The following is a 16550-nucleotide window of genomic DNA, read 5'->3' on the forward strand; positions in this document are numbered from 1 at the left end:
TGTCCGGCTGTGCAGCGGCGCTGCGGGGCGTCGGTCCGGCACCGCTCGTGAGGTGCGAGAACGCCCGGTCGGTCCGTCAGGACCGACCGGGCGTTCCGCTGTGCTGACGTCCGTCGGGGTGCCCGCGCGGTCAACCTCCGACGGTGTGCCGGGTCAGCAGGTGGTGTTGCGGCCCGGGACCCAGCCGTCCTGCGACGGGTACTCGGCGCCGTGGCCGTACAGCCAGATGTCGTCGTCGAGCCCCCAGACCTGGCCGTGCCAGCGGAACCCGCGCCCGGCGGTGAGGGTACGCAGGACGAAACCGCTCTGCGGGGCGGCCCGCAGCCAGGTGTTCTCCCTCAGGTTGCAGACGATGCCCCAGGCGTCGCTCGCCGAGGCCGGGGCGGGGACCGCCATGGTGCCGGCCAGGACGACGACCATGGTCGTCAGTGCGTGCAGGAGTCGGCGCTTCACCGGTGTCCTCTCGATATGAGGCAATGACGGTTCCCGATTCTTGTCCAGCCCCGCCCCGGACACCAAAACGACTGCTCAGCACGGGCCGTGGCCCTCGCGGAGGAGGTTTCGGGCCCAGATCCCACCGCGGCGTCGGCCCACGGCCCGGGTTGATCGTGCCTTCCGTCGATGGAATCTTGGGATCGACCGCGCCGCGAGAGAGGACCCCCGCCCGCGATGACTTCCACCCCGTACCTCGACGGCCGGCTCCGGCACCCCTTCTACCTGGACGGGGAGGGGATCAACCGACCGCCGGGGCCGGACAAGCACCGGTGGTACGCCGAGTTCGCCGCCGACGGCCCCGGGGTGGTGCCGATCGTGCGCGAGGTGGCCGGCGAGCCCACCCCGGCGTGGCTGGTCTGCCGGTACGCGGACGTACGGGAGGTGCTGCGCCGGCAGGACGTCTTCTCCCGGACCGCCGCTGCCGACGTCGACCCGGTGGACGTCTCCGGGACGATGCTCGGGATGGACGGGCCGCAGCACGCGCGGGTACGCGGCAGCGTGAAGGACGCCTTCACCCCGGCGGCGGTGGCCGGGCTGCGCGACCGGGTGGCGGCCGAGGCGCGGGCGCAACTGGCCGTGCTGACCGGGCGGGGCCGGCGGGGTGACCTGATCGCCGACTTCGCGCTCCCGTTCACCCTGCACGTCATCTGTGACCTGCTGGGGCTGCCGCCGGAGGATCGGCTGCGGTTCCGCCGGTGGGGCGACGACTTCCTCGCCGACGGCGGGGTGCCGCCGGAGCAGGTGGCCCGTTCGTCGGCGGAGATGGCCGGGTACCTGTGGGAGCAGGTGGAGCGGCGGCGGGGCTGCCCGGCCGACGACCTGATGACCCGGATCGCCGTCGAGGCCGGCGACCAGCCGGTCGACGTGCAGGTGAAGCTGCCGATCGCGCTGGTGGTGGGTGGCTGGGAGACGACGGCCGGCTCGATCGGCACGTTCACGTACCTCCTGTGCAGCCGACCGTACGGTGACCATCCGACGGGGTGGGCGTACCTGCGGGAGCATCCGGAGCGGCTGGACTCCGCCGTGGCCGAGCTGGAGCGGCTGTACTCGACCAGCAACGCCGACGAGCTGCCCCGGCGGGTGACGGCCGACGTCGAGCTGCCCAGCGGGTTCCTGCTGCGGGCCGGGGAGGTGGTGGTGCCGTCGCACGACGCGGCGAACCGGGATCCCCGGGTCTTCCCGGACCCGGAGCGGGTCGACTTCACGCGGGACCCGAACCCGCACCTCTCCTTCGGGCACGGCCCGCACCGCTGCATCGGGGCGCACCTGGGCGCCCTGGAGGTACGGGTGGCGCTGCGGCTGCTGCTGCGGGAGCTGCCCGGGTTGCGCCTCGCCGTGCCGCCGGAGCAGATCCGGTGGAAGGCGGGTCATGTGGTCCTCGGCCCGGAGGAGATCCCGGTGCAGTGGTGAACGGACTCAGCAGGGGCCGTGGCCCTCGTGGAAGAAGCGTCGGGCCCAGTCCGCGTACCCGGTGATCACCTTGCGGACCACCTCGCCGTCGTGCAGGAAGAGGTACGCCCGGTCGCCCCGGCGGGCGAGCAGGCCGTCGAACCGGTACGTCCCCTGTGGTGCGTCGAGACGGCTCAACGCCGGGTAGCGGGCCCGGACCTCGGCCACCGGCGAACCGGCGGAGACCCCTTCCGGGGTGCTCATCGGCTCGCCGGCCCAGAGCAGGACGAGCCGGTCGTCGACGAAGACCGGGCTGACCGTCTCGTGCCCGGCCAGCAGCGGCCCGCAGGCGTCGACGTCGGCACGGAGGATGCCGCGCGCGGCCAGTTCCTCCTCGGTGGCGCCGATCTCGACGTCCGGCAGCCCGTTGAGGTCGACCACCTCCGTGTGGCTGACCGGTTCGGCGTTGGCCGGTCCGCTGTCGACCGGAGCCGGGCCGGCCGACCGTGGCCCGCTGCCGGCGATCGCGGCGGCCGTGAGTAGCGTGGCGATAAAGACGAATTGTCGCAATTTCATGGAAGCCCCCAGTCCCCAACGTGGCGGGGGCGCCCAGGTTGCTGGTCGGTGCCGGATTCCTGCTCTTCCCACTCTTCGGCCAGCTCGTCCCAGTAGTCGGCGCTCAGTCCGCGCCGCCCGTGCGCCAGCCAGCCGGCCGTGTTCCGCTCCAGGTGCAGCCCCACCTCGGCGAACGGGTCGATCCACCGGCCCCGTTCCACGCCCAGCCGGTGCAGCGCCGCGTTGATCGGCCACTGCTCGCGGGGGCCGTCCAGCGCGGCGTCGAACACCGGCCCGAACCCGACCGCGCCGCCGAGCCACACCACCGACGCCTGCCGCCCCAGGCCGCCGAGGAACTCCGCCTCCAGGTACGCCACCGGCCCCAGGCGGGACCACCCCGCCAACGTCCCGGTGAACGACGCCGGGAGCACCACCCCGAACGGCTGCTCCGGGCTCGGGTCGCCGGCCGCGAAGTCCGGTGGGGTGCCGGTCAGCTCCTCCACGAGTTGCGGGGTCACCGGCAGCAGCGCGAAGTCCTGGCGCAGCGCGGCGAGGACCGCGTGATCCAGGTCGCCGGTCTGCTCCCGCAGCAGCTCGACATCGGCGACGACCGCGCTGAGCTGGTAACTCATCCCACTCCCTCGCCATCCACAAGCTGTGGATAGAACATGTGTACGACGGTCGTGCGCGTCCGGACGACAACGGCCCGCGCACGCCCGGACCGTACCGAAGGAACGCACGCACGGGCGGCCGGTCCGGGGACCGGCCACCCGTGGCCGCGCCGAGGGGCGGTGACCTCGTCAGGACGGGGGCGGGGAGGCGGCCTGGTGGGTCACCCGGTAGGTGGCGTCGACCGCGTCGGCCTGGAGGAGCACGGTCACCGGACCCGGGGGCAGGGCGCAGGTGACCGTCCGGGTGACGGCGTAGATCCCTGGCGCGCAGGGCTGCGTACCGTCCCCGGTCCAGAGCCACAGGCGGGCCCGGCCGGTGCCGGACGTCCGGGTCCAGGTGAAGCTCTCCCGTGCGGCATGGTCCCCGGCGGGGAGCGAGAAGCAGGCCACGAACCGGTCCGGGCCGGTGGCGACCGTGCTGCCCGCCGGGTCCGAGGCCAGCGCCGGGCAGGCCGGTGGCTCCGTCACCCGGACGAAGGCCAGCCGGTACGGGGCCGCCGGCACCCCGTTCGCCGCCTCGACGACCACGGAGAACGGGGCCACGCCGGTCAACTCGCAGCCGGACTCCCGCAGTTGCCAGTCCTCGCAGACCACCGTGCCGGCGGCGTCCACCACGCTCGTCCGCGCAGCGGTCGAGGTGCTCGCGTTCCCCGGGGCCAGGGCCAGCACCCGGGCACCGACCGGGCTGGTCAGCTCCCGGCAGTCGTACTGCCCGACGGCACCGAAGGTGCCCTCCTCCGGATCGGTCTGCCACCCCGCGTCGGAGGCCTGCGGACACGCGGACGGCGTCCACGGGAGCAGGGCGACCGCGTACAGGTGGTCGTTGTCGATCACCGTGCTGGTCGAGTTCGCCCCCAGCACCAGGGTGTACGTCCCGGCGGCGGGGAACTCGCACCGGACCTCGGCGCAGACCCGCAGCCCGGCGGCGTCGTACACGACCGGGTACTCCTGGTGGTTGTCCGCGCTCACCGCCTTGACCCGGTACGTCCCGGCGGCGGGGATCTCCAGGCTGCGGCAGCGGACGCCGGCCACGCCCCCGGCGGGCGCGGCGTTGTACGCGCCGGGCGTGACCGTCGGGCAGCCGGTCGCGGCGGAGAGCCGGCGGATCTGCACCCGGTACATCAGGTCGGTGCTGCCCGCGCTCCACTCCGCGAGGTGTGAGATCAGCCGGTAGGTGCCGGTGGCCGGCAGCACGCACCCGGTCTCGCCGCCCGGGGAACTGGTGCAGACGGGCGTGCCGGACGGGTCCAGCAGCCAGGAGCGGACCCGGTTGTAGTGCTCCGGCGCCAGGTAGGTGACCATCCGGTCGCCGGCCTCGCCCTGGAACGGCTGGCAGTTCGTCTGCACCGGCGAGGTCTGCCGCACCTGGAGGGCGTCGGGGGCCCAGGAGGTGTCCACGAGCGCCGTGCAGCCCTCGGTGCCGCCGAGCCCGGTCACCGCCACCTGGTAGGTGGTCGGCTCGATGAACCAGTGCGTATTCCTCGCCAGCACGGTGTACGCGCCAGCGGCCGGGAGCGGACAGTGCCGGGCGTTGGCGTACGACTCGCACACCTCGTCGCCGGCCGAGTCGTACACGCTCCAGAGCAGGTACTGCGCGTGGAACGGGTCGACGCGGACCACGACGGGCCCGGCGCCGCTCGTGGCCAGCGCATGACAGGTCACCTCACCGGGCTTGTGGACCGTGCCGTCGCCGACCGCGGTGCCGGGGTCCCCGAAGGTCGACAGCGGCAGCGCCGGGCAGCCGGTGGCCTGGGAGAGACGGGGCATCCGCAGCGTGTAGGTGGTCTCGGTGCCGTAGTACTCGCCGAGCAGCAGACGGTACGGGCCCGGCCCGCTGAGTTCGCAGCGCTCGACGTACCGGACGGTGCAGAGCGCCTCGTGGTCCGCGTCGAGGATCTGTCCCTGGAGGTCCTCGGGACTGCCCATGTCCCGCACGTGCAGCACCGAGTCAACGGGCTGGTCGAACCGGAAGCAGCGCGCCGCCGTGCCGGCCGGCATCGTCCCGGTGATCCCCGGCGAGGCGAAGGAGAAGAACGACTCCGGCAGGTCCTGACACCCGGCCGGGGTGCGGGTCGACTGCACGGCGAGGGTGTAGCTGCCGCTGCCCGACGGGTACGGCAACCGCACAATGACCGTGTACGTGCCGGCCGGACCGAGCTGGCAGGTGCCGGCGTCGACGGAGAAGAAGCAGACCTGGTTGTCGCTGCTGTCGGTGACGACGGCCCCGGCCTGGACGCCGGTGCCCCGGGTGAGCTTGGTGATCAGGCTGTCCTGGTCGACGGTGGTGGTGACCGTGAAGGCGTGCTCCTGCCCACCGGAGATCGCCGGGCAGTCCGCGATCACGCCGAAGGGCAGCGGCCCTCCACAGCCACTGTCGGCTTCCCGTGACGTGTCGGCGGTACCCGCAGTGCCGGGTGCCGGCGTCGCCGCCGGTTTCGCGGGGGCTGGTTTCGTTGCTGGCTTTGCGGCTGGTTCCGGGACGGCCGGCGGCTGAGCCGATGGCGGGGCGACAGCCGCCGGGGCGGGCGTCGCCGGTGCTGGTGCCGCCTGTGCCGGCGTCGCGGTTGCCGGCGTCGCGCCGATCAGCAGCGGAACGGCTGTCGCGACGGCAAGCGAGAGAGCCCGCAGCCGGCTGCGGGTGCTGTGTGGTCGGCGGACGCTGTGCGGTTGATGCGATGAGTGTGCGGACAGGAAGGTGCCCACTGGATCCCCGTTCTCCCCGTGCGCCGCGCTGCTGCGCAGGCGAGGAGATATTTTCACGGTGATCGATCATTCGCAATGGGTTGACCAGCAGATACCCTCGGTCACCGGGGATCGTGTCCGGTGGACAGCCGCCTGGTCATGGCCCCGCCGCGCTGCGGGCGACGGCGTCGTAGAGAACCGCGACCCGTACCACCCGTCCGCACCTCCAGTGGTGCCGCGCCAGGCAGGCCCAGGTGGCTTGCCCGCTCTCCCGGGGCGAGGGAGAGGGCGGTGCCCGCCGGTACCGTCAGCGGCGTCACCGGACCCCGCCAACGCCGGCGGCGTTCGCTAGGGCGAGCAGGTGTGGATCGGGTCGGTCCTGCGCGGTGAGCACTCCGGCCAGCGCCGCCCTGCCCGCAGGCCGAACCCGGACCTCCGCCGGCACGAGGCGGTCCGCTGTCAACAGCGCCCGCCCAGCCCCGGCGGGGTCGCCGCTGCGCACGTAGGCCGGTGTGACGTCGACCAGGTGGGCGGCCCGGTGTTCGAGGGTCAGGAGCGGCCATCCGGGGCCGGCCGTGAGGGCTTCGTGCAGGTCGACAGCGCGCCGACCCTCGCCCAGCGCTGCCGCTGCGGCGACTCGGGTGGCCTCGACGGCGGCGCGTTCTGGCCCGGCCGGCCCGGTCATCTCGTGGGCGTCGTCCAAGAGTTCGGCCACCGTCGGCGGGTCGTGCCCCTCGGCGGCGGCGAGCGCGGCTTGGAGCAGCAGTGTCACGCATGCGGCTCGTTCGGCGGGTGTGCCCTCGCTGTTGCTGAGTGGCGCGATCTGGTGTGCGCCGATGATGGTTGTCTCGAAGGCGTGGCGGTGTCGGCCGGCGGCGCGCAGGGCCTGGCCGAGTGGCGCGGTGGCGAGCGCCGCCAGTAGTGGGTCGTCCGTGCTGGCGGCGATGGCCAGGCCTCGGTCGGCGGTCAGCCATGCCAGGTCGGTAGCGCCGAGTTTGACCAGGGCCAGGGTGGTGAGCCGGTACGTCTGTACCCGTTGGTCGATCTCCGTTCGGTGGCTGTCGTGGAGCAGGTCGGGCAGGAGTCCGAGCAGCATTCCGTACCGGCCGTGCTCGTATGCCGCGTTGGCGTGTGCGGTGCGTGTCCGGTACCGGTCGGGGTCGGGTGCCGGTGTGGTCGGGTGGGTCGTCAGGGCGGGGTGCCGGGTCAGCGCTGCCCGGACGGCCTGTACGGCGTCCGCCGTCTCGGCAGGGGACTGCGCCGCCTCGCTGGGGGAGGCTGGTTCGGGGCGGCCGGCACCGGCGAGGAGGGTGTCGGGGTCGAGGGCGAGCACTGCGGCGACGTCGTGGATCACTGACACCCGGTCGAGGGAGCGGACGCCGCGTTCGACCTTGTCCACCCAGCTTTTCGACTTGCCGAGCCGGTCGGCGAACTGTTGTTGCGACATGTTCCGCCGGCCGCGCCAGTAGGCCACCCGCCGCCCGATCGGACCGTTCACCGAGCCACCCACTCCCGGAACCAGGCAAGCTCCGTACAGTCGGCGACGGTGTCACCCGTGCAGCGCCAGCAGGGCCGGCCCGCCTCGTGTGCGGCCACGACCCGGCGGCCCACGATGGCGACCGAAACCGGGTCGACGGCCTCGTCGACGCTCACCGGCCCTTCCTGCCGCCCCGCCGCCCGACAGGCACGGCCTCGGTCGGGGTCGGCATGTCGACCCGGGTCCGCTCGGCCTCCGCCAGGTCGAGGAGCCGCTGCTTCGCCGCCTCGTGCTCGGCGGCCTGGATTGCGGTGCCGGATAGTGGCGGGTCGGACTCCCGCCGGGTACGTCCTTTGGTCATGCCGTCCCCCTGCACTGGTTAGCCGGGGCGACACCGAGACCTCGCCGCCCCGCAGGATGTGGAGGGGCGGCGAAGGCTGTGGAAGGACTGTCACCGCTGCCCCTGAGCAGGACGGTAGGGCCGTTGGGTGATGACGCTATTACTGTTGGTTATGGCCGTACGGTGAGGTTCACCCGGGCAGCCAGCACCCGCAGGTCCTCCGGCACGCCCCGCCGCTGGGCACGGCGCACCATCGCCACCACCGCGCCCCTGGCCAGCGGGTTGAGCGCAAACGGCACCGGTGCCGCCCGCTCCGCTCGCACGAACGCGGCGAGAGCCTCCCCGTCCCGCCGCCCCGAACTGGCCAGCGCCCTGCCCAGTTCCAGCCAGTACGCCTGCCGCCGGTTACTCGCGATCAGCACCTGCGGCTGCACGGTGCGGGACAGTTCGATGACGCGGCCGTACTCGCCCAACTCGGCGGCGATCGACATCTCCCACAGGCCCACGTTGGTCGGCCCGAACCCGCACCCGTTGAAGCCGGAGCCGTCGGACGGATCTCCCAGGGTGGCCGCCTCGCGGGTGGCCTCGGCGAGGTGATCCCGGGCGACGTCCGGCCGACCGCTCACCGTCGACGTCAGCGCCGCTGAGAGGTGCAGTTGGCCGAGCATCTGCCGGACCCGTGTGTCGTCGGCATCCGCCTGCAACTCGGCCAGCGACCTGTCGGCCGTCCTGGCGGCCAGCGACGCTGACTCGATGGGCAGGCTCTGGGCGTACGCGAAACGGGCCGCCCCGATCCACGCGGCGTCGCCGCAGGCCTCGGCGGCGGACGCGGAGACCCGGGCCGCGTTGAGCGCCAGGTGCCGCCAGCCCAGGTGCCGCAGACACGTTGACGCCTGGTAGGCGACCCGTGCCAGCGTGGCACCGCCCCGGGCGGCGGACTCGATGAGCAGGTCGGGCAGGAGCCGGGCCATCGCGGGATAGTCGGAACTGGTGCGGAGCTGGTCGCTGCGGGCGATGCCGGCCGCCAACTCCTCCGGGGTGCGAGCCGGCTGCCGGCGTTCGCCCTCCTCGATCTCGATCAGGGCCGACCAGATGGCCGGGACCCATGCGGCGGCACTGTCCCGGGCCGGATCACCCGGCTCGCTGCCCTGGCCGAGCAGGTCGGCGACGGTGACCTGCAGGGCGGCAGCGATGTCGACGAGGGTGGACCGGCGGTCGATGGTCTTGCGGCCGGACTCGACCTGCGAGATGTAGGACTGGCTGACCCCGGCCAGGCCGGCAAGGACGGCCTGACTCATGCCGCCCCGGAACACGCGCCAGTACCGGATGCGGGCCCCGATGGTGTCGGTGACGGGCATGCTGCGCCTCTTCCCAGCTAGGGCCTGTGTCGAAGTCAGTGGTGGCGCCTGAACTGGTGTGACCGTTCGGCGTGTCGGAGGTCGAGACGCGGCGAGGTCTCCGGTAGATGGTTCAGCGACCAAGCAGAACCGGAAACCGGAGACCTCGTGGACACCTTAGCGGTGACGAGGCGGTTCGACCTGACCGACGTGCAGTGGGCGGTGCTGGAGCCGTTGCTGCCGGTGCCGAAGCGGCCGGGTCGTCCGTCGTCATGGACCAGGCGGCAGTTGATCGACGGGATCCGGTGGCGGATCCGGGTGGGTTCCCCGTGGCGGGACGTGCCACCGCACTACGGCTCCTGGTCGGCGGTGTATGCCCTGTTCCGGCGGTGGCAGCGCAATGGGTCCTGGCAGCAGGTCCTCACCGTGTTGCAGGCCCTCGCCGACGAGGCCGGCAGGATCACCTGGGACGTGTCGGTGGATTCCACCAGCGCTCGGGCCCATCAGCATGCGGCCGGGGCCCGGAAAAGGGGGATCTGCAGGTCGAAACGCCCGGGGGTGTCAGCGTCGAGCCGGACGACCACGCCCTGGGCCGCTCCCGCGGTGGGTTGACCACGAAGCTGCACCTGGCGTGTGAGCAGGGACAGAAGCCGCTGTCGATCGTGGTGACCGCCGGGCAGCGTGGGGACAGCCCGCAGTTCATCCCGGTCCTGGCCGCCATCCGCGTCCCTCGCCTCGGCGTCGGCCGGCCGAGGACCCGACCGGACCGGGTCCTGGCCGACAAGGCGTACACGTCGAAGGCCAATCGGGCCTACCTGCGCCGACGCGGAATCGCCGCGACCATCCCGAGCAAGGCCGACCAGGACGCCCACCGACGGGCCAAGGGATCCAAAGGTGGCCGACCCCCGGCCTTCGACCCGGTGATCTACCAGCAGCGCCATGCTGTGGAGTGCGGCATCAACCGGCTCAAACGCCACCGGGCCGTCGCCACCCGCTTCGACAAGCTGGCCGTCCGCTACCAGGCCACGGTGCAGATCGCCGCCATCAGCGAGTGGCTGTGACGGACTTCGACACAGGCCCTAGCGGTCCCGGTAGCGGCCCGCCGCCCGCTTCGACCGGCGGAACCGACACATCGGACGGTACGCCCGTGTCACCGAACGTGCCGACCCCCGGACAGGCGTTTCGCGCCGGGAGCGATTCGTCACGCGAGGTTGACCGGGCGCGGCGCGTGAGCCGGTACGCCCGGACGCGATGCTCGGTGATCCCCACAACCCAACTACCCGCGATCTTGCACTTTGGGCCCCCGGTAACTCCGACATGCCCCTTTTGCTGGGGCGTCAACTGCAAGATCGCGGAGGGGCCCGGTGGGGTCGGGTTCTTGGTCGGCGGGCGCAGGGGCGGGGTGATGTGACGGGGTGCGTGGGGTGACGGCCCGGGCTGCGGTGGCAGAGGAGTGCCCGGCCAGTCCCCTAAAGATCGTCAGGCCCGGTTGAGAAACCGGGCCTGACGTGCATCTTTGCGCCGATGCGGCGAGCGGAGGATACGAGATTCGAACTCGTGAGGGTGTGAACCCAACACGCTTTCCAAGCGTGCGCCCTAGGCCTCTAGGCGAATCCTCCGCGAGCCAGGATACAGGTCTTCGTCGGGTGGGCCAGCCCACCACCCCCTGAAGATCCACGACGGGTCGGGTAGGGTTGGGGGCACCTCCCGTGCGGCGGTATCTCGTGAACCTCCCCAGGGCCGGAAGGCAGCAAGGATAAGCGAGCTCTGCCGGGTGCACGGGAGGCCTTTCTTTTCTCCGGTGGTGCCCTGCGTGCCGCCCTGCCCTCCGGGCCTCGGGTGTGAGAAGGGGACCCTTCTCTACCGTATGCGTTAACAAGGGGCCCTTCCTTACCCCGCGGCGGCGGGGTGGGTGGTCAGCCGGGGCGGAGCGGCGCAGAATGGCTCGGTCGAGAGGAGGCGGATCGGGTGGCACTGGCGCTGTACCGCAAGTACCGGCCGCGTACCTTCGCCGAGGTCATCGGCCAGGAGCATGTCACCGAGCCGCTGTCGCAGGCGCTCCGCAGCGGGCGACTCAACCACGCGTACCTCTTCTCCGGTCCGCGCGGGTGCGGTAAGACCTCCAGCGCCCGGATCCTGGCCCGCTCGCTCAACTGCGCGCAGGGGCCCACCCCGGAGCCGTGCGGGCAGTGTGACTCCTGCCGCGCCCTGGGCGGCGACGGGGCCGGGTCGATCGACGTCATCGAGATCGACGCGGCCAGCCACGGTGGTGTCGACGACGCCCGGGAGCTGCGGGAGAAGGCGTTCTTCGCGCCGGCCAACAGCCGGTTCAAGATCTACGTCATCGACGAGGCGCACATGGTCTCGTCGGCCGGCTTCAACGCCCTGCTGAAGCTGGTCGAGGAGCCGCCGGAGTACGTCAAGTTCATCTTCGCCACCACCGAGCCGGAGAAGGTCCTCGGCACGATCAAGTCGCGGACCCACCACTACCCGTTCCGGCTGATCCCGCCGAAGGTGCTCCGGCCGTACCTGGAGCAGCTCACCCAGGCCGAGGGGGTCACCGTCGACCCGGCGGTCTTCCCGCTCGTGGTGCGGGCCGGCGGCGGAAGCGCCCGGGACAGCCTCTCCGTGCTCGACCAGTTGATCGCCGGGGCCGGCCCGGAGGGGGTCAGCTACGCCCGCGCCGCCGCGCTGCTCGGGGTCACCGACTCGGCGCTGATCGACGAGATGTGCGACGCGCTGGCCGCCGGGGACGGCGCCGCCGCGTACGCCACCGTCGACCGGGTCGCCGAGGCCGGGCACGATCCCCGCCGGTTCGCCTCCGACCTGCTGGAACGGCTGCGGGACCTGATCGTCCTCCAGCAGGTGCCGGACGCCGCCGAGAAGGGCCTGATCGACGGCCCGACGGACCAGATCGAGCGGATGACCGCCCAGACGCAGCGGCTCGGTCCGGCCACCCTGTCCCGGTGCGCCGACATCGTGCACAACGGCCTCGTCGAGATGCGCGGCACCACCGCGCCCCGGCTCCTGCTGGAGCTGATCTGCGCGCGGATGCTGCTGCCCGGCGCCGACGACTCCATCGGTGGCCTGCTCCAGCGCCTGGAGCGGATGGAACGCCGGATCACCCTGGGTGGTCCGGTCGCCGCCGACCCCGCGCCGGTCGCCCCCACCGCCGCGGTACGCCCGCAGTCGCCCGCCCCGACCGCGGCTGCCGCCGCGCCCGACCCGGAGACCGCCGGCCCGCCGGCGGCGGCCGGTGGGCCGACCGGGGTGGCCGCCGCGCGGGCCGCCGCAGCCGCCGCAGGGGCCCGTCCCGCCGCAGCCTCCGCCCGTCCGGCCCCCGCCGCTCCGGGCGGTGCCGCCCTGCCCGGTGCTGCCCCGTCCAGTGCGGTGCCGTCCGGTGCCGCCCCGGGCGGTGTCCCGGCCACCGCGCCGGCCGTTGCCGCGTCGGAGCCGGCGTCGGTCGCCCCGACCCGTCCGGCGGTGCCGCCGTCGGCCGTGCTGCCCGATCCGGCCACCCCCGCCCCACCCCGCCCCGGCACGGAGCAGCCCGGCGCGCTCGACGCGGTCGCGGTACGCCGGGTCTGGAACGATGTGGCGGCCAAGGTCAAGCGGAGCAACGTCAGGAGCAACAACCGGATCGCTGCCCTGATGCTGGACGCGGTCGTCCGCGACCTGGACGGGGAGACTCTGGTCCTGACCCTCAAGTCGTCGGTCCTGGCCAAGATGATGACGGACTACGCCCAGGTGGTCGCCGACGCGCTCTACGAGGAGTTGGGTGGCCGGTGGCAGATCCGGTGCGAGGTGGCCGGGGAACGGGGTGGCCTCCGTGCCGCCACCGCACCGGCCCGGCCGAACCCCGCACCACCACCCGCACCACCCGCCGCCCGGACGCCGGCCCGGCCGGCAGCCGGCGGGGCCGGGGGCAGCGCGCCCGCCGAGCCGACCGGCGGTGCCGCCGACGACGAGTGGCCCGAGCCGGCCCGCCCCGGCGGGGCCGCCCCGGCGGACCCGGGGCCGGGCGGGGCGGACGACTGGCCGGAGGCCGCGCAACCCGGTGGCAACGGTCGGGGCGCTGCGGCCGGTTCGGCTGCCGCCCCCGGGGCGGCCCCCGGCCCGGCGGCCGATGCCGGGCCGAACGGCACCCCCCGGCAACCGGGCGGTGCGGGCCAGCCGGGCAACCTGGGCCAGCACGGTGCCCCGGGCCAGCACGCTGCCCCGGCCCGGCCGGGCAACCCGGGCCAGCACGGCAACCCGGGCCAGTCGGGCGGCGGCCGGGAGAACGGTGGCCCGGCGCGGTCCGGTGGTGCGCCGGTCAGCAGCGCCATCGCGGCGGCGCGGGCGGCTGCCGCTGCGGCCGGCAACCGGCAGGGGCAGGCGGCGACCCGGGCGGGCCAGGGCGCGGCCCGGCCGACCGCCGACGCCGACTGGGCCGGGGAACCACCGTACGACCCGGACTTCGACGGGCCGGTACGCGGTGGGAGCCGGCCGCAGGCCAACGGCCAGCCGGCGGCGTACGAGGGGTTCGACCCGGGGGACGAGCCGCTGGACGACGTGATCGACGAGCGGGCCGCCCGCCAGTCGAGCGAGGAGCAGGCGGTGCAACTGCTCCGGGAGGCGTTCGGCGCCGAGAAGATCGACGAGGTCGACGCCCGGTAGCACCGCACCGGGTGCGAGCGGGCGCAGCGGCTAGGCTGGTCGCGGCCGACAGACGAGTGCGAGAAGGAGCCCTCCGTGCGCCCAGGTGGACAGCCGAACATGCAGCAGATGCTCAAGCAGGCGCAGAAGATGCAGCAGCAGCTCGCGAAGGCCCAGGCCGAGCTGGCCGAGGCGGAGCTGACCGGCACCGCGGGCGGCGGTCTGGTGACGGCCACGGTCTCCGGCAGCGGCGAGCTGAAGGGCATCCGGATCGACCCGAAGGCGGTGGACCCGGAGGACGTGGAGACCTTGGAGGACCTGGTCGTCGCGGCGATCCGCAACGCCAACGAGGCCGCCCGGGACCTGACCGAGCAGAAGATGGGCCCGGTCGCCGGCGGCATGGGCGGCCTGGGCATTCCCGGGTTCTGAGCCGACCGATGTACGAGGGTGCCATCCAGGACCTGATCGACGAGCTGGGCCGGCTGCCGGGCGTGGGCCCGAAGAGCGCCCAGCGGATCGCCTTCCACGTCCTGTCGGCGGATCCGGCCGACGTCAACCGGCTGGCCGGCGCGCTGCGCAAGGTCAAGGAGCTGGTGCGGTTCTGCACGAGCTGCTACAACGTGGCCGAGTCGGAGCGGTGCCGGATCTGCCGCGACCCGCGCCGCAGCGACGAGGTGCTCTGCGTGGTCGAGGAGCCGAAGGACGTGGTGGCGATCGAGCGGACCGGCGAGTTCCGTGGCCGGTACCACGTGCTCGGTGGCGCGATCAACCCGCTGGAGGGGATCGGCCCGGACAACCTGCGGGTCCGGGAGCTGATGGTCCGGCTCGGCCAGGGCGGGGTACGGGAGCTGATCCTGGCCACCGACCCGAACACGGAGGGTGAGGCGACGGCGACGTACCTGGGCCTGATGGTGAAGCCGATGGGGATCGCGGTGACCCGCCTGGCCAGTGGCCTGCCGGTCGGCGGCGACCTGGAGTACGCCGACGAGATCACCCTCGGCCGGGCCTTCGAGGGGCGCCGGAGCATCTGACAGCGGGTGGACTGGCCCGTTCGTTTGACGTAACAATCTCGCATCGCAGCCGACGAATTTTCGGCGTGCTGCCGCTTTCGCTTGCGATTCTTCGGTCTGGTGTGGACAAAGACACGATCCGATACCAACCCGTCTGGCAAGAGTTTCCCGCCGGTCCGAACGAGGGCTAAGGTTCCCGCCATCGGTGACCACCCTGTCACCACGTTGTCCGTACCCCTTAGGACGAGGTGAAGCACCATGCGTGCAACCAGGCCGAAGGCCGCCATCGCGGCCGTCGCGGTCGCGGCCCTCGCGGTAGCAGGCTGCGCCGAGAGTGACCGCGAAGAAGGCTCCGGCGGTAGCAAGAAGGACACCCTCGTCTTCGGCGTCGCCGGAGACCCGAAGGTGCTCGACCCCAGCCTGGCCAGCGACGGCGAGTCGCTGCGGGTGGCCCGCCAGGTCTTCGAGACCCTGCTCCGTGCGGAGGAGGGGGGCACCAAGCCGAGCCCCGGCCTCGCCGAGTCCTGGACCCCCGACTCGACCGGTACGGTGTGGACCTTCAAGCTCCGCTCCGGGGTGAAGTTCCACGACGGCACCGACTTCAACGCCGAGGCCGTCTGCGTCAACTTCAACCGGTGGTACAACGCCAAGGGTCTGATGCAGAGCCCCGACGTGACCGCCTACTGGCAGGACGTCATGGGCGGCTACGCCGAGAACGAGAGCCCCGACCTGGGCGAGAGCCTCTTCAAGTCCTGCATCGTGAAGGACCCGACCACTGTCGACCTGGCCTTCACCCGGGTCTCCAGCAAGATCCCGGCCGCGCTGATGCTGCCCTCGTTCTCCATCCACAGCCCGAAGGCGCTGGAGGAGTACAAGGCCAGCGACGTCACCGGCACCGCCGAGGACATCAAGTACCCGACGTACGCGCTGGAGCACCCGACCGGCACCGGTCCGTTCAAGTTCAAGGGCTGGGACATCGCCAACAAGACGCTCACCATCGAGCGCAACGAGGACTACTGGGGCGAGAAGGCCAAGCTCAAGACCCTCATCTTCAAGACCATCTCGGACGAGAACGCGCGCAAGCAGGCGCTGCGCGCCGGCGACATCCAGGGGTACGACCTGGTCGGCCCGGCGGACGTCGAGCCGCTCAAGGGTGAGGGCTTCAACATGCTCACCCGCCCCGCGTTCAACATCCTCTACCTGGCGATCAACCAGAAGGGGAACCCGAAGCTGGCCGACCTCAAGGTCCGCCAGGCGATCGCGCACGCGCTGAACCGGCAGGCGCTCGTCGACTCGAAGCTGCCCCCGGGCGGGCAGGTCGCGGTCAACTTCTTCCCCGACACTGTCGAGGGCTGGAACGGCGACGTCACCAAGTACGACTACAACCCGGAGAAGGCCAAGCAGCTCCTGGCCGAGGCCGGCGCGGCGAACCTGACCCTGCGGTTCCACTACCCGACCGAGGTCACCCGGCCGTACATGCCGAACCCGAAGGACCTCTTCGAGCTGCTCTCGGCGGACCTCCAGGCGGTCGGCATCAAGATCGAGCCGATCCCGCTGAAGTGGAGCCCGGACTACCTCAACGCCACCACCTCCGGTAACGCCCACGACCTGCACTTCCTGGGCTGGACCGGTGACTACGGCGACGGCTACAACTTCATCGGTACCTTCTTCGACCGGCAGAAGGACGAGTGGGGCTTCAACAACCCCGAGCTGTTCGCGCAGTTCAAGGACGCCGACTCGACCGCCGACCCGGCGGCCCGGGTGGAGAAGTACAAGGGCCTGAACAAGTCCATCATGGACTTTTTGCCCGGTGTGCCGATCTCGCACTCGCCCCCGGCGATCGTGCTCGGCAAGGACGTCACGGGGGTCACGGCGAGCCCCCTGACCGACGAGCGGTTCGTCACCGCCGAGTTCAAGTCCTGACCTGAGGCACGGACGCGGGCGGGCGCTGTCACC

14 protein-coding genes, 1 tRNA gene and 1 other RNA gene are annotated in these 16550 nt (G+C 72.5%); 7 read left to right on the plus strand and 9 right to left on the minus strand.

Features of this window, described 5'->3' with window-relative positions; translation table 11 throughout:
- Positions 1 to 153: 153 nt before the first annotated feature.
- Positions 154 to 453 carry a hypothetical protein gene (locus ACQUFX_RS27800; RefSeq protein ID WP_428963171.1) on the minus strand — a complete coding sequence of 100 codons (300 nt, stop codon included), beginning with the start codon at positions 451 to 453 and terminating at the stop codon, positions 154 to 156.
- Positions 454 to 669: 216 nt separating this feature from the next.
- Here ACQUFX_RS27800 and ACQUFX_RS27805 point away from each other — a divergent pair, with 216 nt between their 5' ends.
- Positions 670 to 1905, plus strand: a complete 1236-nt coding sequence (locus ACQUFX_RS27805; protein ID WP_428963172.1) for a cytochrome P450 — start codon at positions 670 to 672, stop codon at positions 1903 to 1905.
- Between the two features lie 6 nt (positions 1906 to 1911).
- On the opposite strand, the gene ACQUFX_RS27810 is transcribed toward ACQUFX_RS27805, so the two are convergent.
- The 7 genes from ACQUFX_RS27810 to ACQUFX_RS27840 form a co-directional block, all read right to left on the minus strand.
- Entirely contained in the window at positions 1912 to 2460 is a 549-nt protein-coding gene (locus ACQUFX_RS27810) for a hypothetical protein (RefSeq protein ID WP_428963173.1), read from the minus strand.
- Positions 2457 to 3071 carry a hypothetical protein gene (locus ACQUFX_RS27815; RefSeq protein ID WP_428963174.1) on the minus strand — a complete coding sequence of 205 codons (615 nt, stop codon included), beginning with the start codon at positions 3069 to 3071 and terminating at the stop codon, positions 2457 to 2459. The genes ACQUFX_RS27810 and ACQUFX_RS27815 overlap by 4 nt, the downstream gene beginning before the upstream one ends.
- A 168-nt stretch (positions 3072 to 3239) precedes the next feature.
- Positions 3240 to 5453: a hypothetical protein gene (locus ACQUFX_RS27820; protein ID WP_428963175.1), complete on the minus strand. Its 2214-nt coding sequence runs from the start codon at positions 5451 to 5453 to the stop codon at positions 3240 to 3242.
- 655 nt (positions 5454 to 6108) lie between these two features.
- Entirely contained in the window at positions 6109 to 7290 is a 1182-nt protein-coding gene (locus tag ACQUFX_RS27825; protein WP_428963176.1) for a helix-turn-helix domain-containing protein, read from the minus strand.
- Complete coding sequence (locus ACQUFX_RS27830; protein WP_428963177.1) at positions 7287 to 7445, minus strand: hypothetical protein; 159 nt, start codon at positions 7443 to 7445, stop codon at positions 7287 to 7289. The genes ACQUFX_RS27825 and ACQUFX_RS27830 overlap by 4 nt, the downstream gene beginning before the upstream one ends.
- On the minus strand, positions 7442 to 7630 hold the full coding sequence (locus tag ACQUFX_RS27835) for a hypothetical protein (RefSeq protein WP_428963178.1): 189 nt from the start codon (positions 7628 to 7630) through the stop codon (positions 7442 to 7444). The genes ACQUFX_RS27830 and ACQUFX_RS27835 overlap by 4 nt, the downstream gene beginning before the upstream one ends.
- A gap of 149 nt (positions 7631 to 7779) precedes the next feature.
- Positions 7780 to 8967, minus strand: a complete 1188-nt coding sequence (locus tag ACQUFX_RS27840; protein ID WP_428963179.1) for a helix-turn-helix domain-containing protein — start codon at positions 8965 to 8967, stop codon at positions 7780 to 7782.
- A 162-nt stretch (positions 8968 to 9129) separates the two neighbouring features.
- Here ACQUFX_RS27840 and ACQUFX_RS27845 point away from each other — a divergent pair.
- Positions 9130 to 10007 (plus strand): IS5 family transposase gene (locus tag ACQUFX_RS27845; protein WP_428963056.1). Its coding sequence is split into 2 segments (ribosomal slippage): positions 9130 to 9523 and positions 9523 to 10007, totalling 879 coding nucleotides; the frame shifts between segments, so codons are not numbered across the junction.
- 473 nt (positions 10008 to 10480) lie between these two features.
- Here ACQUFX_RS27845 and ACQUFX_RS27850 read toward each other — a convergent pair.
- Positions 10481 to 10565 (minus strand) — tRNA-Ser (locus tag ACQUFX_RS27850).
- Positions 10566 to 10647: 82 nt separating this feature from the next.
- Here ACQUFX_RS27850 and ffs point away from each other — a divergent pair.
- The 5 genes from ffs to ACQUFX_RS27875 all read left to right on the plus strand — a co-directional run bounded on the left by ffs (position 10648) and on the right by ACQUFX_RS27875 (position 16517).
- Positions 10648 to 10737: signal recognition particle sRNA small type (ffs, locus tag ACQUFX_RS27855), an RNA gene on the plus strand.
- 177 nt (positions 10738 to 10914) lie between these two features.
- Positions 10915 to 13605 carry a DNA polymerase III subunit gamma and tau gene (locus ACQUFX_RS27860; protein ID WP_428963180.1) on the plus strand — a complete coding sequence of 897 codons (2691 nt, stop codon included), beginning with the start codon at positions 10915 to 10917 and terminating at the stop codon, positions 13603 to 13605.
- A 99-nt stretch (positions 13606 to 13704) separates the two neighbouring features.
- Positions 13705 to 14013 carry a YbaB/EbfC family nucleoid-associated protein gene (locus ACQUFX_RS27865; RefSeq protein ID WP_067374029.1) on the plus strand — a complete coding sequence of 103 codons (309 nt, stop codon included), beginning with the start codon at positions 13705 to 13707 and terminating at the stop codon, positions 14011 to 14013.
- An 8-nt stretch (positions 14014 to 14021) separates the two neighbouring features.
- Complete coding sequence (gene recR, locus ACQUFX_RS27870) at positions 14022 to 14615, plus strand: recombination mediator RecR (RefSeq protein WP_428963181.1); 594 nt, start codon at positions 14022 to 14024, stop codon at positions 14613 to 14615.
- A 237-nt stretch (positions 14616 to 14852) separates the two neighbouring features.
- Positions 14853 to 16517, plus strand: a complete 1665-nt coding sequence (locus ACQUFX_RS27875; RefSeq protein WP_428963182.1) for an ABC transporter substrate-binding protein — start codon at positions 14853 to 14855, stop codon at positions 16515 to 16517.
- Positions 16518 to 16550: the final 33 nt, after the last annotated feature.

The sequence above is a fragment of the Micromonospora fluostatini genome, from assembly GCF_050410825.1.
Taxonomy (GTDB): Bacteria; Actinomycetota; Actinomycetes; order Mycobacteriales; family Micromonosporaceae; genus Micromonospora; species Micromonospora rosaria.

What these genes read in the sequence shown, in the direction of transcription:
- ACQUFX_RS27805 (WP_428963172.1), top strand. Translation starts at nt 670, where the DNA reads ATGACTTCCACCCCGTACCTCGACGGCCGGCTCCGGCACCCCTTCTAC.
- ACQUFX_RS27810 (WP_428963173.1), bottom strand. Translation starts at nt 2,460, where the DNA reads ATGAAATTGCGACAATTCGTCTTTATCGCCACGCTACTCACGGCCGCC.
- ACQUFX_RS27815 (WP_428963174.1), bottom strand. Translation starts at nt 3,071, where the DNA reads ATGAGTTACCAGCTCAGCGCGGTCGTCGCCGATGTCGAGCTGCTGCGG.
- ACQUFX_RS27835 (WP_428963178.1), bottom strand. Translation starts at nt 7,630, where the DNA reads ATGACCAAAGGACGTACCCGGCGGGAGTCCGACCCGCCACTATCCGGC.
- ACQUFX_RS27840 (WP_428963179.1), bottom strand. Translation starts at nt 8,967, where the DNA reads ATGCCCGTCACCGACACCATCGGGGCCCGCATCCGGTACTGGCGCGTG.
- ACQUFX_RS27865 (WP_067374029.1), top strand. Translation starts at nt 13,705, where the DNA reads ATGCAGCAGATGCTCAAGCAGGCGCAGAAGATGCAGCAGCAGCTCGCG.
- recR (WP_428963181.1), top strand. Translation starts at nt 14,022, where the DNA reads ATGTACGAGGGTGCCATCCAGGACCTGATCGACGAGCTGGGCCGGCTG.
- ACQUFX_RS27875 (WP_428963182.1), top strand. Translation starts at nt 14,853, where the DNA reads ATGCGTGCAACCAGGCCGAAGGCCGCCATCGCGGCCGTCGCGGTCGCG.